Origin of the sequence: Meiothermus sp., from assembly GCF_025056915.1 — a bacterium.
In the GTDB taxonomy this organism is placed as follows: domain Bacteria; phylum Deinococcota; class Deinococci; order Deinococcales; family Thermaceae; genus Meiothermus.
On the sequence record NZ_JANWVH010000021.1, the window covers coordinates 14,770 to 36,762 of the forward strand.

23 protein-coding genes are annotated in these 21,993 nt (G+C 62.4%); 9 read left to right on the forward strand and 14 right to left on the reverse strand.

Going from position 1 to position 21,993, the window contains the following annotated elements; translation table 11 throughout:
* Positions 1-150: 150 nt before the first annotated feature.
* Positions 151-1,089, reverse strand: coding sequence for a LysR family transcriptional regulator (locus NZN28_RS05255; RefSeq protein ID WP_295395822.1), 939 nt, complete (start codon positions 1,087-1,089; stop codon positions 151-153).
* 204 nt (positions 1,090-1,293) lie between these two features.
* Between NZN28_RS05255 and NZN28_RS05260 the strand changes: the two genes are divergently transcribed.
* On the forward strand, positions 1,294-2,736 hold the full coding sequence (locus tag NZN28_RS05260; RefSeq protein WP_295395859.1) for an NAD-dependent succinate-semialdehyde dehydrogenase: 1,443 nt from the start codon (positions 1,294-1,296) through the stop codon (positions 2,734-2,736).
* Between the two features lie 429 nt (positions 2,737-3,165).
* Positions 3,166-3,576, forward strand: a complete 411-nt coding sequence (locus NZN28_RS05265) for a DUF3197 domain-containing protein (protein WP_295395823.1) — start codon at positions 3,166-3,168, stop codon at positions 3,574-3,576.
* Positions 3,577-3,712: 136 nt separating this feature from the next.
* Here NZN28_RS05265 and NZN28_RS05270 read toward each other — a convergent pair whose 3' ends face one another.
* The 7 genes from NZN28_RS05270 to NZN28_RS05300 form a co-directional block, all read right to left on the reverse strand.
* A complete protein-coding gene (locus NZN28_RS05270) occupies positions 3,713-4,042 on the reverse strand; it encodes a metal-sulfur cluster assembly factor (protein ID WP_295395825.1) in 330 nt (109 codons plus the stop codon).
* 217 nt (positions 4,043-4,259) lie between these two features.
* Positions 4,260-5,078 carry an ABC transporter ATP-binding protein gene (locus tag NZN28_RS05275; RefSeq protein ID WP_295395827.1) on the reverse strand — a complete coding sequence of 273 codons (819 nt, stop codon included), beginning with the start codon at positions 5,076-5,078 and terminating at the stop codon, positions 4,260-4,262.
* Between the two features lie 78 nt (positions 5,079-5,156).
* Positions 5,157-6,365, reverse strand: a complete 1,209-nt coding sequence (locus tag NZN28_RS05280; RefSeq protein ID WP_295395828.1) for an ABC transporter substrate-binding protein — start codon at positions 6,363-6,365, stop codon at positions 5,157-5,159.
* A gap of 117 nt (positions 6,366-6,482) precedes the next feature.
* Positions 6,483-7,559, reverse strand: a complete 1,077-nt coding sequence (locus NZN28_RS05285; protein WP_295395830.1) for a branched-chain amino acid ABC transporter permease — start codon at positions 7,557-7,559, stop codon at positions 6,483-6,485.
* Between the two features lie 93 nt (positions 7,560-7,652).
* On the reverse strand, positions 7,653-8,561 hold the full coding sequence (locus NZN28_RS05290; protein WP_295395832.1) for a branched-chain amino acid ABC transporter permease: 909 nt from the start codon (positions 8,559-8,561) through the stop codon (positions 7,653-7,655).
* A gap of 11 nt (positions 8,562-8,572) precedes the next feature.
* Complete coding sequence (locus NZN28_RS05295; protein WP_295395833.1) at positions 8,573-10,513, reverse strand: long-chain fatty acid--CoA ligase; 1,941 nt, start codon at positions 10,511-10,513, stop codon at positions 8,573-8,575.
* Between the two features lie 87 nt (positions 10,514-10,600).
* A complete protein-coding gene (locus tag NZN28_RS05300; protein ID WP_295395835.1) occupies positions 10,601-11,368 on the reverse strand; it encodes an ABC transporter ATP-binding protein in 768 nt (255 codons plus the stop codon).
* A gap of 505 nt (positions 11,369-11,873) precedes the next feature.
* Between NZN28_RS05300 and rpmH the strand changes: the two genes are divergently transcribed.
* The 7 genes from rpmH to NZN28_RS05335 all read left to right on the forward strand — a co-directional run bounded on the left by rpmH (position 11,874) and on the right by NZN28_RS05335 (position 16,858).
* Positions 11,874-12,032 carry a 50S ribosomal protein L34 gene (gene rpmH, locus NZN28_RS05305; protein WP_295395837.1) on the forward strand — a complete coding sequence of 53 codons (159 nt, stop codon included), beginning with the start codon at positions 11,874-11,876 and terminating at the stop codon, positions 12,030-12,032.
* 126 nt (positions 12,033-12,158) lie between these two features.
* Positions 12,159-12,491 (forward strand): ribonuclease P protein component, encoded by a 333-nt coding sequence (gene rnpA, locus NZN28_RS05310; RefSeq protein WP_295395839.1) that lies wholly within the window; start codon positions 12,159-12,161, stop codon positions 12,489-12,491.
* 49 nt (positions 12,492-12,540) lie between these two features.
* Positions 12,541-12,795, forward strand: coding sequence for a membrane protein insertion efficiency factor YidD (yidD, locus tag NZN28_RS05315; protein WP_367275820.1), 255 nt, complete (start codon positions 12,541-12,543; stop codon positions 12,793-12,795).
* Between the two features lie 13 nt (positions 12,796-12,808).
* The gene (locus tag NZN28_RS05320; protein WP_295395843.1) at positions 12,809-14,182 is read left to right on the forward strand and encodes a YidC/Oxa1 family membrane protein insertase; all 1,374 of its coding nucleotides are present in this window, start codon (positions 12,809-12,811) and stop codon (positions 14,180-14,182) included.
* 248 nt (positions 14,183-14,430) lie between these two features.
* On the forward strand, positions 14,431-15,051 hold the full coding sequence (locus NZN28_RS05325; RefSeq protein ID WP_295395845.1) for a R3H domain-containing nucleic acid-binding protein: 621 nt from the start codon (positions 14,431-14,433) through the stop codon (positions 15,049-15,051).
* Positions 15,035-15,931, forward strand: a complete 897-nt coding sequence (gene prmC, locus NZN28_RS05330) for a peptide chain release factor N(5)-glutamine methyltransferase (RefSeq protein WP_295395846.1) — start codon at positions 15,035-15,037, stop codon at positions 15,929-15,931. Before NZN28_RS05325 ends, prmC begins: the two co-directional genes overlap by 17 nt.
* Positions 15,932-16,081: 150 nt before the next feature.
* Positions 16,082-16,858: an inositol monophosphatase family protein gene (locus NZN28_RS05335; RefSeq protein WP_295395847.1), complete on the forward strand. Its 777-nt coding sequence runs from the start codon at positions 16,082-16,084 to the stop codon at positions 16,856-16,858.
* A gap of 24 nt (positions 16,859-16,882) precedes the next feature.
* On the opposite strand, the gene NZN28_RS05340 is transcribed toward NZN28_RS05335, so the two are convergent.
* The 6 genes from NZN28_RS05340 to NZN28_RS05365 all read right to left on the reverse strand — a co-directional run bounded on the left by NZN28_RS05340 (position 16,883) and on the right by NZN28_RS05365 (position 21,819).
* Positions 16,883-17,062 (reverse strand): hypothetical protein, encoded by a 180-nt coding sequence (locus NZN28_RS05340; RefSeq protein WP_295395849.1) that lies wholly within the window; start codon positions 17,060-17,062, stop codon positions 16,883-16,885.
* A 77-nt stretch (positions 17,063-17,139) separates the two neighbouring features.
* A complete protein-coding gene (gene purD / locus NZN28_RS05345; RefSeq protein WP_295395851.1) occupies positions 17,140-18,429 on the reverse strand; it encodes a phosphoribosylamine--glycine ligase in 1,290 nt (429 codons plus the stop codon).
* A 253-nt stretch (positions 18,430-18,682) separates the two neighbouring features.
* Positions 18,683-19,303, reverse strand: coding sequence for a phosphoribosylglycinamide formyltransferase (gene purN / locus NZN28_RS05350; protein ID WP_367275819.1), 621 nt, complete (start codon positions 19,301-19,303; stop codon positions 18,683-18,685).
* Positions 19,300-19,953 (reverse strand): HAD family phosphatase, encoded by a 654-nt coding sequence (locus NZN28_RS05355; protein ID WP_295395853.1) that lies wholly within the window; start codon positions 19,951-19,953, stop codon positions 19,300-19,302. The genes purN and NZN28_RS05355 overlap by 4 nt, the downstream gene beginning before the upstream one ends.
* A 350-nt stretch (positions 19,954-20,303) precedes the next feature.
* A complete protein-coding gene (locus NZN28_RS05360) occupies positions 20,304-20,912 on the reverse strand; it encodes a dihydrofolate reductase family protein (RefSeq protein WP_295395855.1) in 609 nt (202 codons plus the stop codon).
* A gap of 10 nt (positions 20,913-20,922) precedes the next feature.
* Positions 20,923-21,819, reverse strand: a complete 897-nt coding sequence (locus NZN28_RS05365) for an MBL fold metallo-hydrolase (protein ID WP_295395857.1) — start codon at positions 21,817-21,819, stop codon at positions 20,923-20,925.
* Between the last annotated feature and the right edge of the window lie 174 nt (positions 21,820-21,993).

A 21,993-nucleotide genomic window follows, 5' to 3' on the forward strand; every position in this document is an offset into this window, starting at 1 on the left:
ACACCCTCCTCCAATACGACAGCCCCAGGCCTGGCCACACCTTCCCAAGGGCTCGAGCTGTCGAACTGCCCTCTACGATATAGACCCGGGTCGGTGGAGAACAAGCAACCCGAAAATATAGGAGGTATCGGTAAAAAAGATGGGTTTCGTTCATTCCGAGGGGCTGGGCAGCTCGGCGTAGTTCATGCCATATTCCTGGACCCGGCTGTGCTCGCCGACCACCACCAAAAACTGTCGGGCCGCCTCGCTCAGCGCACTGCCCCGCCGCCAGGCCACGCCAATTTCCAGGCGGGGCAGGTTTTCCTGCAAAGGCCGCGACTCCAGCCGATCCCCCTCCAGGCTCCAGGGCCTGTACATCAGGTTGGGCAGTACCGCCACCCCAATGCCCAGGGCCACCAGGCTCCGCACCGCCTCGATGGAGTCGGTGCGCACGGCCACCGGCGGCGAGCCGCTCAGGCGGTAGATCTGCTGGCTGATCTCCTCGAGCTCATCGTTTCTAAGGGACAAAAACCGCTCGGTTTGCAGTTCCTGGAGGGCGACCGCCTCACGCTGCACCAGCGGGTGGTTGGAGGCGAGCCAGACCCGCCAGGGGGCTCGCAGCAGGGTGCGGGTTTCGATGGCCTGCTTGTCCACCGCCGAAACATTCATGACCGCCACATCCAGCTCGCCATTGATCAGCAAATGCTCGATGTACCCCCGCCGGTCTTCCACTATCGTTACCTGAATGCCGGGAAACACCCGCTCGAAGCGATCCAGCAGGTAGGGCAGGTAGTAGGCCGTCACCAGGCTGGTCACGCCCAGGTTGAGCTGCCCGGTGGTGGCATCGGGGCGCTCGCGGATGGCCTGCTCGGCGTTGCGAAGCGCGGCCAGCACCTCGTGGGCGTGGCGCAGAAACTGGTGTCCCGCATGGGTCAGAATCATCCCCCGGGCATGCCGGGTAAAAAGCTCGGCACCCAGCGTATCTTCCAGCTTTTTGATGGCCTCCGTGACCACCGACTGGGTCACGTTCAGCGAGGTCAGGGCTTTGGAAATCGAGCCCGACTCGGCCACCGCTATGAAGTAGACCAGCTGCTTGAGCGAGATTTGCACCGAAGACTCCTATCGGCAGAACCAATGGTTCAAGTCTAGCCGCTCGAGCGCCCCCTGAATAGCCGGGCGGCTTCCAGCCTCGAGGGCCCGAACCGAACCCCGGCCACCGGTCAGAGGGCCCTGCTCTCCGCCTCGCATTCAAAGGAAGAAAGCAAGAATTCCCTACCATTTGCCCGCAAGCCCAGGAGTATGCTAGAACTCGCTATGGTCAAAAACTTCGATTTTCCCAGCAGCGCCTATGTGGGCGGCCAGTGGCACCAAACCCCCCGAACCTTTGCGGTCAAAAGCCCCTACAGCGGCGAGTTGCTGGCCCAGGTGGCCGACTGTGGCGAGGCCGAAGCCAGAATGGCCGCCGATGCCGCAGTCAAAGCCTTCAACGAGTGGAAGAAGCTCACCGGCTTCGAGCGCGGCAAAATCCTGCGTAAATGGAACGACCTGCTCATCGCCCATCAGGAAGAGCTGGGGCGCCTGACCGCTTTGGAGATGGGCAAGCCCATCACCGAGGCCAAGGGAGAGGTTTTGTATGCGGCCAGCTTTGTGGAGTGGTGCGCCGAGGAGGCCCCCCGGGTGAACGGGGAGCTGATTCACTCGCGCTTCCCCCACAAGCGCCAGATGGCCGTCTACGAGCCGGTGGGCCCGGTGTATGCCGTGACCCCCTGGAACTTCCCCACCAGCATGATTACCCGCAAGGCCGCCCCCGCGCTGGCCGCAGGTTGCACCATCATCGTCAAGCCCGCCGAGCAAACCCCCCTGTGCGCCCTGTACCTGGCCAAGCTCTGGGAGGAAGCCGGCGGCCCCGCCGGCACCCTGCAAGTGCTGCCGGCCCTCGACCCGGTTCCGGTCTCCAGGGTCTTGATGGAGGACATGCGCATCCGCAAAATCACCTTCACCGGCTCGACCCCGGTGGGAAAAATCCTCTACCGCCAGGGGGCCGATACCCTCAAGCGGGTCTCACTGGAACTCGGCGGAAACGCACCCTTCATCGTGTTTGAGGATGCCGACCTCGAGAAGGCCGTGCAGTTTACGCTGCTCTCCAAGTACCGCAACGCCGGTCAGACCTGTGTGACCACCAACCGCATCTACGTGCACCGGAAGCTCGAGGCCGACTACGCCGCTGCCTTGGCCGAGGCCGTGAGCCAGCTCAAGGTTGGCGACCCCCTGGATGCCTGCACCAACGTAGGGCCTTTGGTCGAGCAACAGGGCCTGGATAAGGTGGTCTCGCACGTAGAGGATGCCCTTTCCAAGGGGGCCAAGGTGGCCACTGGGGGCAAGCCCCTGGGCGGGCTATTGTATGCGCCCACGGTACTCACGGGCATCCAGCCGGGCATGAAAATCCTGGAGGAAGAAACCTTTGGGCCGGTAGCCCCCCTGATGCCCTTCGAAGACGAGGAACAGGCCATCGCCTGGGCCAACCAGACCGACTACGGCCTGGCCGCTTACATCTGGACCAAAGACTTGAGCCGGGCCTTCCGCGTGGCCGAGGCCCTGGAGTACGGCATTGTGGGCGTGAACGACCCGGTTCCCAGCGCGATGGGCGCCAACCTGCCCTTTGGCGGCTACAAAAACTCCGGCTTAGGCCGCGAGGGCGGGCACTGGGGCATGGAAGAGTTCCTGGAAACCAAGCTCATCTCGTTCCTGCTGCCATAACCCCCTTCTCCCAAACCGCAATGGGGCGCCCTAATGCGCTTCGGAGGTTCGCCTTCATTCCAAATCCACCTGAACCCCATGCCCCCTGGGCGGGTACAGGGAACGACGGCCCGCCAGTGGTATCTGGAGCGCTCTTCACATTTATGCGCCGTTCAACTTCGGTAAAGCTTTGACCTGGCCAGATGGCCGCCTGGAAACTCGAAACCCAAGCACCCGCAGGCCGGGCCCGGCCCAGGCTTGGGTGCGCAACATGCGTCTGGAGCCAGAGGCATTCCCGTTTTCGTGGGCGGCCCCGCTGTCAAAAGCGCGGTAACAATGGTGACGGCAACGTCACTGACCGCAACCGAGGTGTCGCCGGTCAAGGGCTTCAGGAACGCCTCTCCAGCTTTCCATCCAGGAAAAGCCCGCTTGAGTCGTTAGAATAAGCCCATGAACATTGTTGGCCTGCGTGGTGCGCCCAAAGAAACCCTTGCCGAGTTGAAGGAAGCCTTGAAGGGCGTTGATTTTCCTGAAGCCACCGCAACCTACATCACCGACTGGCAAGACCAGCGGGCCCAGGCCCGGTATGCCATTTACGTTCACGAGGGTAAGCACCGGGTGCTGAGCCTGGATGCCTTTGGCCCGCGCTTTGGGCCAGAAGGGGACGACGCCCTGAGGGAACTCACCCTCTGGCTGTTGGAGCGCGGGGTCAGCAGCTTCAAAGAGGCCGTAATAGCCCCTTCGGAGTACGCTGCTTTGTTTGAACAGTCGGATGAGGCGGTCGGCAAGCTCCTCGCCGCCACCGCCAACCCCACCGACCCCGTGCTTTACGTCAAGCGGGACTTTACCAGCCGCATGTGATACCCACTGTAGGCGCAGACCTTGCTTTCACAAGTTGGGGGTGGGAGGCAGGTGTTGAAGGCCCCCATCCACGCCCACCCGGTGTTCCCTTGAAAGTACGCCTATCGCGCTCTTCACAGACTATGTGAAGAGCGCTCTAAACGTTGAAACCAAACATCCGCATCTGGCGCTTGCCGTCCTCGGTCATCTTGGCGGGCGTCCAGGGCGGCGTCCAGACAAAATCCACATTGACCGCATTGACCCCCTCGAGGCGCATCACCGCAATCTCGGCGTCGGCCTTGACGATGTCCTGGGCCGGGCAGCCAATCGAGGTCAGGGTCATGGTGATGTCCACCACGCCCCCCTCTTTCACCTCGGCATCGTAAACCAGCCCCAGGTCCACCACGTTCACCGGAATCTCGGGGTCGCGCACAACCTTGAGGGCTTCCAGAACCTGCTCTTTGGTGGGCAGCTTGGTCTCGCTCATGGGTTCTATGGTAAATGAGCGGCCTTGGTCACATCCTGTCCTGGGTCGCAAAAAACCCGTGGCCCGTGACCGGGGGCTTTTTCTCCCTCGCGCCACGAGCCAACGTTCACGGGCCTATCGCGCTCTTCACAGCCGTGGCCGCCCATCCAGGCGGCCACTGTTCTGTCCAGAACCAGGCTTTCTTCATTCGAGCGGCTCACAATATGCGAAGAGCACTCTACATAAACCGCTTACGGCGTCGGTAGCTTTTCACATCCTTGAAGCTCTTGCGCCCCCCGGACTTGGCCACCCCCAGGTAAAACTCCTTCACATCGGGGTTGGTTTCCAGGTACTCCCGGGTGCCTTCCAGGGCAATCCGCCCGGACTCCATGATGTAGCCATAGTGGGCCACCGAGAGGGCCACCCGGGCGTTCTGCTCCACCACCAGCACCGTCACGCCCTCCTCGGCGTTGATCTGGGCCACGATGTCGAAAATTTCCCGCACCAGCAGGGGGGCCAGCCCCAGGCTGGGTTCATCCAGCAGCAACAGCCGGGGGTTGGCCAACAGCGCCCGCCCAATGGCCAGCATCTGCTGTTCGCCCCCAGAGCAGTAGCCCGCCAGACGGGTCTTGATCAGGGCCAGCTTGGGGAAGTAGTGGTAGATGCGCTCGAGGTCCTCCTTAACCTTAGCCCCATCGCGCCGGGTGACCGAGCCCACCCGCAGGTTCTCCTCCACCGTAAGGTGCTTGAAGACCCGCCGTCCCTCCGGCACCTGCACAATGCCCTTCAGCACAATCTGCTCCGGCGGCTTGTTGGCGATGTTTTCACCCCGGTAGCGGATCGCGCCCGACACCACCTTGCCATCCTCAGGCACGAGCAGCCCCGAAATAGCCCGCAGGGTGGTGGTCTTGCCCGCACCGTTGGGGCCCAGCAAGGCGGTGATGTGCCCTTCCGGAACCTTCAGCGACACCCCCCTCAGCACCTGGATGATGTCCTTGTACACCACCTCGATGTTGTTGACTTCCAAAAGAATCGGGCCCAGGTCTTCAGGATGCATATAACCTCGCAGAAAGCCGAAGGCCAAAAGCGCAAAGCAGCGGCCTGCTTCCGGCCTTCAGCCCTCGGCTTTTCGCAGTTACGGGTTGCGCACCTGGCGGAAGAGCGCCGAGGTGAAGGGATCGGTGACGGGCACGAACTTGCCCCCCCTGGCTTCCAATACCCGCAAGCCCTCGGCTCCGGTCTGTTCGGTGCGGGTGAAGTCTATTTCAATGCCCGCCTTGGTAGACACAGCAAAGCCCGGCTTAAAGGCGTTGGGGCCGTTCATGCCGATGAGGGCCTGGTAAACCGTCTCGTTGTCAATGCGCCCGTTGAAGCGCTGCGCCGCTCGTTTCATGGCCTCCACCGCAATGGCCGCAGCCAGCATGCCCGCGGTGTAGTTGGTGGAGTTCAGGATATCGGCGCTGCGGTTGTACCTGGCCGCGAGCTGTTTTTGCAGGGCAATCCCTGGGGTGTTCTCGTCCAGGGTGTAGTAGCTGCTGGCCCAGAGGTAACCCTCAGCAGCGTCCCCGGCCAGCCGAATCAGGTCAGAACCGCCGGTGTACACAGCCCCCATCTGCTTGATCTTGCGATCCAGGCCAAGCCTCTTGGCATCCTTGAGGATGTTCGCCACCGGCCCGGCCACATTCTGGTGGATGATGTAAGTGGCACCGGCAGCGTCCAGAGCCCGCAGCAGCGCGGTATTGTCCAGGTTACCCCCACCCACTTCCCGCACGTCCACAATGGTCTGACCAAGCCGCTGGGCAGCCCGGCGGGCATGATCCACCACCGCCCGCCCAAAGGGGCTGGGGTTGACCACCAGGGCAATCTTGGCGTTCTTTTCGGTGCGGTTGATGTACTCCATCAGCGCAACCACCTGCTCGGAGTAGCTGCTCACCGGCAAAAACATGTACTGGTTGTTGGGCGGGTCAATCAGGCCAATGTGCGCCGAGGCCGGCAGGGTCGGCATCTTCACCTCGTTGATCAGCGGCTTGAGTTGCAGCATGGCCCCGGTGGAATAGCCCAGGTACATGGCAGGCTTGGCCCGATCCAGGGCTTCTTCAAAGATGCGCTGGGTGTTGGGGTTCTGGTACTGGTCATCGCGCACGGTGCAGTTGAGCGTCACATTTGGAATCAGCTTCTGCTCGTTGGCGTATTTGCAGTAGTCCTCAATACCCGCCCCATACGGCCCCCCCACGTCCGAGGTAGGCCCGGTCACGGCCCCCGACCAAAGCAGGTTCACCGTGCGCCCCTGGGCCATCACCATTCCCAGTGCAGCCACCATCGCCAAAACAATCACTCGCTTCATGATGCCTCCTCCATGTAGATGACCTCGCTTTGATTGCAACGCGCCTCACGCGGTGTTGCCCTATTTGCTATGAGCGGATAGACCTCTGGTTTGTCGGACGATCCACGGCTCTCAGCCTCAATACCTAAACGGCCACGTTCGGAAATAACTTCGCAAAAGCCGCCACCAGTTGTATAGCCCCCTGGGCTCAAAAATCAGAAACAGCACAATAACCAGGCCAAAGGAGAGGGGCAGCAGGGCCGAGGCCACATCCACACCCGCCGGGGTGATGCTTTGAATGAAGGCGTTGGACTTCATCCATTCCGAAAGTCGCTCCATGTATAGCCGCAAAAACTCGATAAAGGCTGGGCCCAGCAAGCTACCCACCACGGTGCCCAGACCACCCACAATGGCCATAGCCAAAAGCGCCACCGAACGGCCCAGGGTGAACTCCTCTACCACCACCGCACGCTGCATATACGCCAGCAGACCGCCCGCCACGCCCCCGTACAAAGCCCCCAGGGCAAAAGCAAACAGCTTGGTGCGGCCCGGATCCATGCCCATCGCGTCGGCGGCGCGGTCGTTATCGCGCACGGCAATCAGGGCCCGGCCATACTTCCCCCGCAGCAGGTTGCGCCAGGCTATCACCATCAGTACCAGCACGAACAAGATGATGTAGTACCAGAAATAGTTGTGGTTGCGAAAGCCGATTTCCAGGCCCAGGAAGTTGCGCATCTCTACCGGAATTGCGGCCCCCTGGGCCAGCGCCGGGCTCCGCCCGACCACCCACACGAAAATCTCCTGGAAGGCTAGCGTAGCCAGGGCCAGGTAGAGATGCTTCACCCTGAGGCTTGGTATGCCCACGATAAAACCAAGGATGGCCGCCGTAAGCCCCCCCAGGGGAATGGTGAGCCAGAAGGGCAGGTGGGGCGCACTCAGGGCCACGGTGTAGGCCCCCACCCCCATAAAAGCCGCCTGGCCCACGCTGATCAGCCCTGCGTAGCCGGTGGTGATGTTGAGCCCCAGCACCGCAATGGCATAAATCAGGATGAAGTTGAGCACCAGCACCTGCGAGCGCTCCAGGAACATCGGCAGGATGCACAGGGCGACCAGCAGCAACCCCACCGAGACAATCTCGCGGTAGTTGGCGAAGATGGTGGTGTCCTGTTCGTAGGAGGTGCGGTAGTTGCCGGTCTGGGCCCAGGGGTTACGCATGGGCACCTCCCGCGCGCTCAGGGCTGCGGGCAAAAAGCCCCAGACCCAAAAAGCGCTTCATGTTCAGCTCTTGGCTATTGGCTTTTGGCTTCCTCATACCCGCTCAATCTCCTCGGTGCCAAACAAGCCGTGGGGCTTGAACCACAGCATCACCAGCAACACCACAAAAGGCATCACGTACTGCGACCCACCTCCCACCAGACCAATCTGGCTGAACAGTCCATCCAGGTAGGCGGTGGAAAAAGACTGCAGGATGCCGATGATGATCCCTCCCACCACCGCCCCCGGCACCGAGTCCAGCCCCCCCAGGATCACCGCCGGGAAAACCGCCAGCCCAATGGCAATCAGGCCGTCCTGGTTCAAACCCGAGACCGCTCCCACCACGATGCCCGCCGCCGCCGCGGTCAGGCCCGCCACGGCCCAGGCCAGCGCAAAGACCCGCTGCACCGAGACCCCCACGCTCATAGAGGCCAGCTGGTCATCGGCCACAGCCCGCATGGAGACCCCCAGCACCGAACGCTGGAAGAACCAGCCAAACAGGAGCAGGAAGATGGCCGTAAAGCCAATCGCCAAGAGCTGCGGGTAGGAAACGCTAAGGCCCCCCAGGTTGAGGCCCCCCTGAGGCAGAAACTGCGGAAAGGTGAAGTTGCCCGAGCCGAAGGGGGTCAGGTACATGAGCCCGTCCAGCACGCTGGCCAGCCCGATGGTGACCATGATGACCGAGATAATCGGCTGCCCCACCATCCGCCGCAAGAACACCCGCTCTACCAAGAAGCCCAGCCCAGCGGTGAGCAGCATGGACAGCAGGGCAGCCAGCAGCACCGGCAGCTTGGCCCAGACCGCCAGCGCATAGGCCAGAAAAGCCCCGATGGCAATAAACTGTCCGTTGGAAAAGTTGATGACCCGGCTCGACTTGTAAACCAGCACGAAACCCAAAGCGGCCAGTGCATAAATGCAGCCCACGGCAATCCCGGAGATAAGGTTCTGCACAAAGTCAATCAAGGCTCACCCTCCTATGCACCTACGAGTTCCTTGCTACCTTCGGCTTCCAGCACGCTGACCTCGGTCGAAACCTTCTGCACCGTGCCGTCCTGGTATTTGAACTCGGTGTCCACCTGCACCTTGCTGGTTGGGCTATAAAGTGCGTCCACCAGGGGCTGGTAGCGCTGCATGATGAACTTGCGGCGTACCTTGCCGGTGCGGGTCAGCTCGTCGTCGTCGGCATCGAGCAGCTTGTACAAAAGCACGAAGCGCTTGATCCGCAGGTGTTCGGGCAGTCCGTCGTTGACGGCCTTGACCTCCTTTCGGATCAGGTCGGCCACCTGGGGTTTTTGCGAGAGGTCAATGTAGGTGGTGTAGGCAATGCGGTTGTCCTCGGCCCACTTGCCCACAGTCTGCGGGTCCACGTTGATGAAGGCCGTCAGGAAGGGTTTCTGGTCACCAAACACCACCGCTTCTTTGATGTAGGGGCTGAACTTGAGCTTGTTCTCGATGAACTGCGGGCTGAACATCTGCCCGGTGCTGGTGTGCATTACGTCCGAAACCCGGTCAATGACCACCAGGTGCCCCTCGGGGGTGAGGTAGCCGGCGTCGCCCGTATGCAGCCAGCCATCCGCAAAGGTCTCGGCGGTGGCCTCCGGGTTCTGCCAGTAGCCCGCCACCACCGCATCCGACTTGCAGAGAATTTCGCCGCGCTCGCTAATCTTGACCTCGCCGCCGGGAATCGGCACCCCCACCGTATCGGCCCGCACATCGCCGTCGCGGTGTACGAAGGCAATCCCGATAATCTCAGTCTGGCCGTAGATTTGCTTGAGGTTGACCCCAATGGCATGGTAGAAGCGGAAGACATCCGGCCCCAGCGCCGCCCCCCCGGTGTAGGCCCGGCGCAGACGCAAGAATCCAAGCTGGTCGCGCAGGGGCTTGAACATAATCTGGTCGGCGAACCAGTAGGCCAGCCGCAAACCCAGGGGCATGGGCTTGCCGCTCATGCGGTAGTCGGCGGCCCGGTAGCCGATTTTGAGCATCTGGTTGTAGACCCAGCGGTTGAAGGCGTAGGTCTCGGAGATGCGCACCCAGATCTGGCTCTGGGTACCCTCCCAAACCCTGGGCGGGCTGAACATCACGTGGGGCCCTATTTCCTTGAGGTCGCTCATGGCGGTTTCCACCGACTCGGGCATGTTGACGGCGAAGCCGCCCGCCAGCGCCATGCCCACCGACATCATCTGCTCGCCAATCCAGGCAAAGGGCAGGAAGGAGAGGTAGTCGTCGGTGGGTTCCAGGGGGTCAATCTCTTGCAGGGCCACCCCCATGTGCAGCAGGTTGCGGTGGCGCAGCATGGCCGCCTTGGGACGGCCTGTGGTGCCCGAGGTGAGGGACAGATGGCACACATCCTCGGCGTGGCCCTGGTCAATGCGCGCCTCCACCGCGCCTGGGTGCTGCTGTAAGTAAGCCTCCCCCAGCCGCTCCACCTCGTCGAACCCCATGATCCAGGGGTCGTCGCGGTAGGCCCGCATGCCCTTGGGGTCTTCGTAGATGACTTTGCGAACGCTGGGAATTTCGCTGCGGATTTCCAGGAGCTTATCCACCTGTTCCTGATCTTCGGCGACCACAAAAGCCGCCCCGGTGTAGGAAAGCACGTAGGCAATCTCCGGCGGCAGGGAGGACTGGTAGACACCGACCGAGATGCCGCCCAACGACTGCGCGGCCAGCTCGGCGTAAAGCCACTCGGGAATGTTGTCGGCGATGACCGCAAGGCGTTCGCCCTTCTCGAAGCCCAAAGCCAGCAAGCCCGCGGCAAAACGTGTGACGTGCCGGTAGTAATCGGCAAAGGTAATCTCGTTCCAGATGCCGAGGTCTTTCTCGCGGATGGCGACCCGCGTTGGGGTTTGCTGGGCTCGCAGGCGGAGAACCTGCGGCAGGGTGTATTTCTTGAGCTCGTAGCCGGAGGGCATCATGGGCGACCTCCCTGTGGCCGCAGGTCGCGTGTCCGATGTCCCATGTCAGGGGTGGTTCTAGACCTGAGACCCGAGACCTGAGACCGCCTAGGCTGCATGATCCACCCCCACGTAGGCTTCCTGCACTCGAGGATTGCGGCTGACCTCCTCAGGCAGGCCCGAGGCAATCACCTGACCGAAGTCGAGCACGTAAACCCGGTCGGAGATGTCCATCACCACCCCCAGGTCGTGCTCGATGAGGATGATGGTGGTACCCCGCTCGGCCCGGATGTCCAGGATGAAGCGCACCATGTCTTCTTTTTCTTCCAGCGTCATGCCGGCCATGGGCTCGTCGAGGAGCAGCAGTTTGGGCGAGAGGGCCAGCGCCCGGGCCACCTCAACCCGTTTGCGCACCCCGTAGGGCAGGTTGCCCACCAGGGTTTTGCGGTAGGGCTCGAGCTCCATGAAGTCTATAATCTCCTCGCAGAAGCGGCGGTTCTCCACCCCGACCCGCATGGCCCGCCCGTAGATCAGGAGGTTGTCCAGCAGGTTGTAGCGCCCGAAGGTGTGGCGGGCCATCAGGAGGTTTTCCAGCACCGACATCCCGGTGAACAGCTCGATGTTCTGGAAGGCCCGGGCAATGCCGTACTGGGTGACCTGGTGGGGCGAAGCGTGGGTCAGGTCGTGGCCCTCGAAGGCAATCCGGCCCGAACTGGGATGATAGAAGCCCGAGATGCAGTTGAGCAGGCTGGTCTTACCGGCCCCGTTGGGGCCAATCACCGAGACCAGCTCGCCCTTTGCGACCTCGAGGGAAACCTCGCTGAGCGCCTTCACCCCTCCAAAGCTGAGCGTCACCTTTTCTACCGTAAGCTGCACCGGGCCTCCTTCGCTAAAACCTGCCTAAAGCTTGGGGTCAATAAGATAACCATATCTTCCGCCACCCAAAGGCAACAAACAAACGAGCGTTTGGTTGGGCCTGAGTATAACGAGGCCCTACCAGCATGTCAACGTTTTGCGACAAGATTTGCAAAAAAACGTCATATTACAGCCATTGCAGAAAAGCCGGTTTTTTGTCACAAAACCAAACCGCCTCTGAACGAGTTTGGGGGTCGCGGTGACCTTCCGGGCAGAAGGCCGCGGGGGCGGGCACTCCACGCCTTTACCAACCCTCTTCCCCTTTGTGGTGAAGGTTGCGTTGGCCTGGTTTTTGAAGGTGAAGGTCGCTGTCGGCAGTGGGGTGGCGCCCGGATTTGGCTCATGAGAGCCCTTCCCGCCCCCGTGCAAATGTGCTACACTTTGAGGGTTGCCTGGCTCGACCCGGCAGATTTCTGTCTGGCAAATCAGGGCGTCTCCAACCCTGGCCAGTTTTTTGGAGGAAGCGATGAAACGCACTTGGCAACCCAACAAGCGCAAGCGGGCCAAAACCCACGGTTTCCGGGCCCGCATGAAGACCGCCGGAGGCCGCAAGGTGCTGGCCCGCCGCCGCGCCAAAGGCCGTGTGAAGCTCACCGTTAGCAGCGAACCCCAACTGACCCGCTAGGCCCAGGCTGGCCGCGCAGCTCCCCACCTCTGGGGAGTTTTTTTACCCCAGGGAATCAGGGTAAAGGGGTCAGGGGCTAGAAAAACCATCCCGTCTTCCCTGACCCCTAGCCCCTCACCTGTTGCCATGCCGTTCTCTTCGCTCAAGGGAGAAAAAGCCTTCCAGCGCATCCGCGGGGGGCGTCCCGGACGCGGCAGATACCTGACGGTGCGGTGGTTTCCACTGAGGCCCACCGCCTATAACCCGGTGCGGGTGGGCATCGTGGTTTCCAATAAGGTCTCCAAAAAAGCCACCGTGCGCAACAAAATACGCCGTCGCCTGCGGGAAATTTTACGCAAAATGCATCTTCCGCCCTGCGAGATGGTCATCGTGGCCCAGCCCGAGTCGGTCAATGCGTCCTACTGGGATTTGCTCAGGGACTTAACCCATGCCCTGAAAAAGAGCGGGCTGGTACAATGACACGGGTTGGTATGCCCTATCCTGGGAGTCGGAGCGCGGGTCTCACATGTTGAACAAGTTTTTGATTGGTTCGGTGCGGTTTTACCGGCGCTTCATCTCGCCCCTGAAACCGCCCACCTGCCGCTTTTACCCCACCTGTAGCCACTACGCCCTGGAGGCGCTGCAACTCCACGGGCCCTTCTGGGGCCTCTACCTGAGCGTCAAGCGCATTCTGAAGTGTCACCCCCTGCACCCCGGCGGGCTGGACTATGTGCCTCGAGAACGCCCCAGAGTTCGCTGGAACCCCCTGGACTCGCTGAAATAAAAGGAGCAACTGGATGAAACGCTGGTTCTGGACAAGTTTGGCTTTGTTTGCCCTGGCCCCTGCCTTGGCCCTCACCCCTGAGTGGCGCGATGTGGACATCAACAAGGATGGCAAGCCCGAAAAGGTCGCCGTGACCAATCTGGCCGACATCGCCTTCAACGAACAGGGGCAGATTGCGGGCTGGTACATCAAAATGACCCGCGCCACCGACTTCAAGGGCAACTACGACCGCGCCCCCAACCTGGTTCGGGCGGGCCAGACCTTACCCGGAACCCTTTCCAAATTTACCCCCACCCAGCGCGAGTTCAGCCGCCGCGACCCCAACAACCCCGACGCCGACTTTATTGCCCGTTTCAGCAATGGTGAGACCACCCTCACCTACACCGTGCATCCCCGCTTCCTGACCATAGATGTGGACATCCAGACCCCTGCCCCCCAGAAGCTCACCTGGACCGGCATCGGCGGAACCGATACGCCCATCACCAAGTGGCTGGGCCAGGGCAACAACCAGCCCCTCAACGCCGGGCAGGGGCCGGCGGTGTATGCAGGCTGGCAGACCCAAAAAGGGGCGGGCTTTGCCATGTTCCTTAAGCCCCAAAACCCGACCCCCATCAGCCTGACCCAGCTCAACGGGGCGGGGATTGCCGAGATTGCGGTTCCGGCAGGCAACTTCAATCTCAAGGTGTACGGCGGCGCCAACGAGCTGGTGCGGCTCAATGTGGAGGGCTTCTACCAGTTGCCGGGGGTGTTCCAGCCCAACATCTGGGGTCAGATTTCCCTGGGCCTGCTCTGGCTGTTGGAGGAGGCCCACAAGCTGGCCGGGGGTAGCTGGTTTCTAGCTATCATTTTGGTGACTATAGTCATCAGGCTGCTTTTCTGGCCGTTGATGCACCAGCAGTACAAAAGTATGGCTGAAATGCAAAAAATCCAGCCCCTAATGAAGAAAATACAGGAAAAATACAAAGACAACAAGGAAAAACAGCAAGAGGAGATGATGAAGCTCTACCAGGAGCACAAAATCAATCCCCTGGCAGGATGCTTTCCCATCCTATTACAAATGCCAATCCTATTCTTAATGTTTAAGTTGATGTCGGGCTACGAGTTTGGCCAGGGATTCCTATGGATTCCTGACCTTGCTTTGCCAGACCCTTTTTACGTGCTTCCGGTGATTTACATACTGGTTATTTTTGTCTCAACTTACCTAACAGCTGCGGGAAACAAGGACGCTATTCGGCAAGGAATCATCATAAATCTGGTATTCGCCTTTATTCTCTTTAGCTTCCCGGCTGGGGTTAACCTTTACTACACATTCTTCACGATTCTGGGTATTGGCCAGCAGTACTTCATAAATAAACAGCTTGGTATTGGAAAACCAAGTCCCGTATAGGACCTTTGTCTTTCTTCCAGGGAAAGGTCGGTTCAAAGGCGGCCTGGTGAGTCAATCACCAGGCCGCCTTTTTGTAGGATGGCGACTAAGGAGGTGAGGAAAGTGGAGATTCTGATGGAGCTTCTTGGAATCTACAACACATTCCTGAGCAACTTTCTTTTTTGGTGAAGAGTCATCTTCAACCTAACGGCACCCCATCGGGGGTGCTTTTTTCTGGTGCCTGATAAGCTATAATCGGACGATTAGCTATGGATGACAAGAAGCGTGGACTGGACGACCTGCTATCCGACCTGGGGATTGGCGAAAACGAAACCGCGCCTGAGGTCGTGCTCAAAGAGGAAGAGGCAGCCCCCATCGTGACCCCGGCCACCCCAACACAGGACCCCAAAAGTGCCCTCGAGCACTTCATGGTCGGACTGTTGCTGCGTTTAGACCCGGCCTACTCGGTGGACATTGTGCAGGAGGGCGACCTTTTTCGGGTGGAGATTCTGGGGGGTGACTCCGGGCGGGTGATTGGGCGCGAGGGCAAAACCCTGCAAAGCCTCGAGTTCATCGCCAACGTGGCCATGGCCAAGCAGTTTGGCTCGACCTACCGGGTGGTGCTGGACGCCGCCGGTTATCGCCGTCGGAACGAGGAGCGCATCCGCCGGATGGCCTCCGATGCGGTGTTGCAGGTGGAGGTGAGCGGCCAGCCCATCGAGCTGCCGCCCATGCGCCCCAGCGAACGACGCCTGATTCACGTGATGCTCAAACAGCACCCCAAAGTGACCACCACCTCGGTGGGTGAAGGGGAAGAACGGCACGTCGTCGTCCTGCCGCGCGACGCCAGCCAGCCCCCGCTTCCAGACCAGGATGAATCCGGCGAGTAAAAGTTACCTGGAACTTTTACGGGAGTTCCAGCGGCGGCTCGAGGCCGCCCGCAAACCCGCCGCCGAATCCCGCTGGATTTTAGGCCACGCCGCGGGCCTGTCCGACAAAGCGCTGGCCGCCCGGCTGATGCAGGCGGTGCCGCCCGATGTGGAAGAGGCTGCCTGGGCCATGCTGAACCTGCGCCTGAAGGGTTACCCCCTGCAACTCTTGCTGGGCGAGACCGAGTTTTATGGGCTCAAACTTAAAGTGGAGCGCGGTGTGCTGATTCCCAGGCCGGAGACCGAAGGGCTGGTGGAACAGGCTTTGGGCTATGTTCCGCCCGAGGTCGAAGCGCAGGTGCTGGACATTGGTACCGGCAGTGGGGCCATCGCCCTGGCGGTAAAGGCCGCGCGCCCCAGGGCCACGGTATGGGCAACGGACATCAATCCCAAAGCCCTCGAGCTGGCCCGGCACAACGCCCAGCAACTGGGGCTCGAGGTCACCTTCCTGGAAGCGCCGTTCACCGGGGGCCTCGGTGGGCTGGATTTGATTGTTTCCAACCCCCCCTACCTGCCCGAGCGCTACCGCGAAGAAGCCCCGCCCGAGCTGGCCTACGAAGACCCCACCGCCCTCTACGCAGGCCTCGAGGGGCTGGATGTGGCCCGCCCCCTGCTCGCGCAGGCCTGGGCCGCGCTCAAACCCGGCGGCTGGCTGTGGCTGGAGCTGGCCCCCGAGAACATCTACACCCTGCTCGCAGAGGCCACTGCACAGGGCTGGCGCGAGGCCAGGGTATACCGCGACCTGGCCCAGCAACCCCGCTACCTGGCCTGTCAGAAACCCGCCCACAGCCCTCCCCCGCCCGAAGACGAGGAGGGACTCCTGGTCTGGGAGGGTGAGTAGGCCCCCGGCCCATTCAGGCCTCGTTCCGCCCTGCCCGATCCGCAAGACCAAGCGCCCACCTTAAAACAAACTGCACCGTACGGGAAAAACGACAAAAGCCCAGCTATGGAGCATTCGTGGGCACCAGCCACTCCCTATAGAATCTGCCTTATGGACCTGCGAGCCTATCTGCAAACCGCCCTCGACGCAGCCTACCTGGCCAAAAGCATCCACCAGTACTACCAGGAAAAAGGCTTCACCCAGAGCACCAAATCAACCCCGACCGACGTGGTGACCCAGGCCGACCACGAGTCCGAGGCGGCCATCCGAGAACTCATCGCCTCGCGCCACCCCGACCACGTGGTGCTGGGAGAGGAGCAGGGCCAGGACCGGGAAGGGGCTTTTCGCTGGATTGTGGATCCCCTCGATGGCACCGTGAACTACGCCCACGGCTTTCCTTTTTATGCGGTGAGCCTTGGGCTTGAAGCCCACGGCGAGGTGGTGCTGGGGGTTGTCCTCGACACCGCCCGCAACGAACTCTTCACCGCGCTCAAAGGCGCGGGTGCCTTTCTGAATGGCCGCCCCATTCGGGTCTCCACCCGCGAGACGCTGCTCGGCAGCCTGCTGGCCACCGGCTTCCCCTACGACGTGAACAAAGACCCCGAAAACCTAACCTATTTCCAGCGGGCGCTGGCCCAGGGGCTCATGGTGCGGCGGCCCGGCGCAGCAGCCCTCGACCTGGCCTATGTGGCGGCGGGCCGGCTGGACGGCTTCTGGGAGGTTAAGCTAAACCCGTGGGACGTGGCTGCCGGCTGGTTGCTCGTGACCGAGGCAGGGGGGCGGGTCACGGGCTTTGCCGGGGAGGATTACCGGCTCGGCAACCGCTACTTGGTGGCCTCCAACGCCCGGATACACCAAGAGTTGCTGGAAACCCTGCAAGGCCGCTGAGGTCGCCCGGGTAGGCGCAAAGCATTACTTCCGCGCGCGGCCCCGAAGGTAGGTCAGCCCAAAGACCAGAAGCGCCACCCCCAGGCCCTTCCAGCCCTCGGCCAGCACCAGGCTCCAGCCCCCGTCTTGGTAAAGGTAGTAAAGCCAAGCGCCGAAGAGAAACCCCGTTGCCGCCATGACCAGATTTCGCGCGTCTTGGTTCATCGTGCGCTCCTTCAGGTTGAGCCATCCCTGGGCTAGCTCCGGCGGGCTGCGGTCGCACCAACCCCGTCCGAACCGGGCTACGCCTTCGGTTGGTCGGTCTCTCCCCCTCTCGAGGCCGCCTTTGCCAGACTCACTTTCCGCCCGATATCCCGCCGGTACAAAGCGTGCTCGAAGCGCACCGCGGCCACTCCGGCGTAGGCCCGCTCGAGGGCCCCGGGCAAATCCTCCCCCAGCCCCACCACACTGAGCACCCGGCCCCCGTGGGTCAGCAGGCCCTCCGGGCCCCGGCGGGTGCCGGCCTGGAAGTAGAGCACCCGCTCAGGCGGCGCCGGGGGCAGCGAAAGGGGCAGGCCCTTGTGGGGGTCGTCGGGGTAGCCCGGCGCAGCCATCACCACACAGGCCGAGGCCAGGGGGTGCCACTCGAGCCTTTGCTCGTGCAAGCGGCCCTCCACTGCCGCCAGGGCCAGCTCGAGCAGGTCGGTTTTCAAAAGGGGCAGAATGGCCTGACACTCGGGGTCGCCAAAGCGGGCGTTGAACTCCAGCACCTTGGGGCCTTCGTCGGTCAGCATCAGCCCGGCATAAATCACGCCCCTATACACAATCCCCTCGGCCCGCAGGCCCTCCACCAGCGGCTTCAAAATTCGCTCCACAATTTCGGTGAGCACGCCAGGGGGCAGCGGATACGGGCAGATGGCCCCCATTCCCCCGGTCATGGGGCCGGTGTCGCCCTCCAGGAGGCGCTTGTGATCCTGCGAAGGCAACAGGGGCACGATGGTGATGCCGTCGGTCACGGCCAGCACCGTCACCTCGGGGCCGCTCAGGTACTCCTCGATGACAATTTCGGCCCGCTCTGGCCCCGAGAGGATGTTGGCCGCCGCCTGCTTGGCCTGGTGGAGGGAGGTGGCCACCGTTACGCCCTTCCCGGCGGCCAGCCCCGAGTCCTTGACCACAATGGGCGCCCCTGTGGTTTCCAGGTACGAAAGCGCATCCAGCACATCGCTGAAGGTCTTGTGCCGGGCGGTGGGAATGCCAAACCGCGCCATGAGGTCTTTGGCAAAGGCCTTGGAGCCCTCGATCATGGCCGCTTTTTGCACGGGCCCGAAAATTTTGAGCCCCCTGGCTTCAAAAGCATCGGCAATTCCCTCAACCAGGGGTGCCTCGGGCCCCACCAGGGTCAGTTCAATGCCCTCGCGGTCGGCCCACTCGGCCAGCTGCGACACATTGCCGTCCCAGGGAATGCACTCGGCCAGCTCGGCCATGCCGGGGTTGCCCGGCGCGGCAAAGAGCTGCGTGACCTGGGGCGACTGCGCCACCTTCCAACACATCGCGTGTTCACGTCCACCCGAACCCACCACCAGAACCTTCACGGAGCCAAGAATAACAGGGGCCGGGCCACCGGGGGTAGGGGTGTGCAGGCTCCCGCCCGGTTGAGGGTGCAGGGCGCACCCCTCCTATGCCTTTTCCCCAACGCCACAGGCCCGGCAGGTACGCCAAATGCGCGGCGCATTCGCGGCCCGGGCCATCTTTGCCAAACTGGACGAGCGGCGAAGCAGCCCGCAGGGGTCTGCCGACCACCCCCTTGGGTGTCCCTGAAAGTTGCCTGTACGGCTGAAGCCGGTATCAGGCCTTTCCCAGCAACACCTTCTGCACGGCCTCGGGGTAGGCCAGGTGTTCCTGCTCGAGAATGCGGGCGGCCAGGGTTTCTTCGGTATCGCCGGGCAGCACCGGCACCCGGCGCTGCAACACGATGGGGCCGGTGTCCATGCCAGCATCCACAAAATGCACCGTGCAGCCCGACTCGGCAACCCCGGCCTCGAGCGCTTGGCGCTGGGCATACAGCCCCGGAAACTGCGGCAACAGCGAGGGGTGAATGTTGAGAATGCGCCCCTGCCAGGCCTGCACGAACGCGGGCGATAACAGACGCATAAAGCCTGCCAGCAGAATCAGGTCTATGCGGTGGTCGTGCAGGAGCTGGCCGGCCACCTGCTCAAACTGCTCGCGCCCGGTCTTGTGGGCTACCCCGGCTTCGCGGCTTTTGGGCCAGGGCACGTACGCCGCCTCCACCTGGGCCTCGACTGCCTTTTGCAGGGCTAGGGCCTCGCGCTTGTCGGAGATGACCAGCACAATATGCCCCAGCGGGTTGTCGTGCGGGAAAGCCCTGAGCAGGGCTTCCAGGTTGCTCCCCCGCCCCGAGGCCATCACCGCAATCCGGGCCGGGCGGCCCAGCGGAAAATAGCTCATCCAATCACCCTCCAGTTGCGTTCCATGGCCAGTCGGCGCAGCCGGGCCTCGGGGTGCACCACCACGGGCTCCTCGGCCAGCTCGAGCATGGGCAGGTCGGGCAGGCTGTCGCCGTAGGCGGCAAAAAGGGCCTCGCCCCGCAGAAAGGCCCGAAGCTGCTCGGCCTTGCGGGCTCCCGAGCGCACCGGCCCCCGCAGCCGCCCGGTAAAGACGCCCCCCTCCATTTCCAAGGGCGTGCCCAGGGCCACCACCCCCTCCCCCATTCGCCGGGCAAACGCCTCCAGGATGGGCTGGAAGGTGGCCGAGCACAGCACCAGCCGCCGCCCCTGCTGCTTGATTCTGAGCAGTTCGTCGAGCACCTGCAACCGCCGCCGGGGCCAGAGTTCGTTGGTGACCACCCACTCGCTCACCGCCCACAGCTCTTCCTGGCCAAGCCCGGCCAAAAGCCCGGCAGCCCCTTCCATAAAGCGATCCTGGAAGGCCCGCTTGTCCCCCAGGCCCAGCCGCGCGGCCAGCGCCCCCGGCAGGTGCCGGTAAAAAAACCTCCGGTACTGCCCCGCCCGCCCGTGGGCCTGCATCCAGGCGGCCATGCCGCGCCAGGTTTCGCCGGTGGTGAGGGTGCCTTCCAGGTCTGCGGCGATGGTGTTCATGGCTCTCTGCTCAAAATACCATTTACCGGCCTTTGTACACCGTCGTAAAGATACCCATACCCGTCCACGGTTTCCAAAGACTGATAGCCCTCGAGCCCCTCCCTACCACGTAAGGAGGGTTGGGGAGGGTATCAAAAAGACCCCCAATCGGCTGGTTGCGTGAAGGGCCAGGTCAGCCACCCCACCTGGCCTCCCCTACGAGGTAGGGGAGGAACAGAGCGAGGCCAGGCTAGGATTGACTTATCACTCACCGTGCGGGTGTGGTTGTACGGGCTTTTATACGACACAGGACTTTGTGTCGTTGGGCTGTGGGCTTTGATATAGCCCTCGAGCCCCCGCCAGCAAGGCATTCAGGCTACGGACGAAACTACAGGTTTCTGGCCCGTGGGCTCATAGGTGGTCATCACCACGCCGGTGCTCGAAACCACACTGCTCACCAGCTTAAAGCTCCCGGGCGGCGTCCCCTCGCCAAAAAGCCGCTTGCCCTGGCCCAGCACCACCGGAAAGGTCTGCAAAATCAACCGATCCAACAGGCCCGCCGCCAGCAGTTGGGGGTAGAGCGTCGAGCTTCCCTGCACCAGCAGGTCGGGGCCTTCGCTGGCCTTGAGTTCCCTCACCGCTTCCAGACCACTCAAGCGGTGGCTGTTGTGCCAGGGAGGGCTCAAGTTGCGGCTCGAGAGCACCCACTTGGTCGTGGGATTGAACCGCGCCGCAATGGGGTTGTCCGGCGGCACCTGGGGCCAGTAGGCCGCAAAAATGTCGTAGGTCTTGCGCCCCAGCAACAGCTCGTAGGGCGCCCCCAGCAGGTAGCCCCGCACCACCTCGCGGGTGATATCGTCGGAATGTGCCCAAATCCAGCCCCCCAGCCCAAACCCACCACTCAAATCTTCCTCTGGCCCGCCGGGGGCTTGCATCACCCCGTCCAGCGAGACAAAAGCGGCTCCAATAATCTTTCGCATCACGCCGACTCTACCCCATCACCTCCTCCGGGTGGTGCTTGTTCCAGTAGCGCACCAGCCCGTCCACGCTCATCCAGGAGGGGTCGGCCAGCTCGTACTCCTGCACCTCTTCGTCCGAGAGGCCCGCAGACCGCAGGGTGGCGGCCACGTAGGCTGCGAACTCGAGCACCATCTGCTCGCGGGTCTGGCCCGCCTTGAGGCGCACTTTAATCCAGTCGGCCCACTCCAGCAGCCTGGCCTCCAGGGCACTCAGGTGCGGCCCCACGTCGTCGGTCTCGCCAAAGTGGGTCAGATAGAGCTTGCGGGGGTTCAGGGCGCGGATTTTGGCGAGGGATGCCAGCCAGGTTTCAATGTGAATTTCCGGCGGGGGGCAGGGCGGCAGCACCGGGCCGCGCCCAATCTTGACCCCGGCCACGTCGCCCCCAATCAGCGCGTCGCCAATCAAAAAAGCGTGGTGGTGGTCGGCGTGGCCGGGGGTCTCGAGGGCCTGTATAGTGGCCTCGCCCACCTGCACGGTGTCGCCATCCTGCAAAATTTCAATCTGGCCCTCCGGCACGTAGCCCATCTGACCCCAGAGGGCTTCCATCTGGTCGCCGTAGATGCGCGTGGCCGAGGCCCAGAGCTTGCTGGGGTCTACCAGGTGGGGCGCTCCTTTGGGGTGAACGTAGATGGTGGCCCCCCGCTCGGCCATGCGCCAGGCCGCGCCCGCGTGGTCGAGGTGGATGTGGGTCACGAACACATGCCGAATGTCGGAGGCCGCATAGCCCAGCGCATTAAGCCCATCCAGCAGCACCGAGAAGCGCGACTCCGGCCCGGTCTCAAACAGCACCGGCCCCGCTCCGGTTTCCAGCAGGAACGAGGCAATCACCCTGGGGGCCCGGTCGTGCAGGTCGAGGACGTGAATCACAGCCCTATTGTACGCAAGCCCCGCATGAGGGCGCAAAAACGTCCAACCAACCGCTCCTTTGATGGTGTTCCCTCCAGGCCCTATCGCGCTCTTCGATAGACGTGGCCGCCCACGAAAACGAGAAGGGACAAAGAGACGTGCCTCACCGAGGTGAAGCACGCTGGTCTGCGTTGC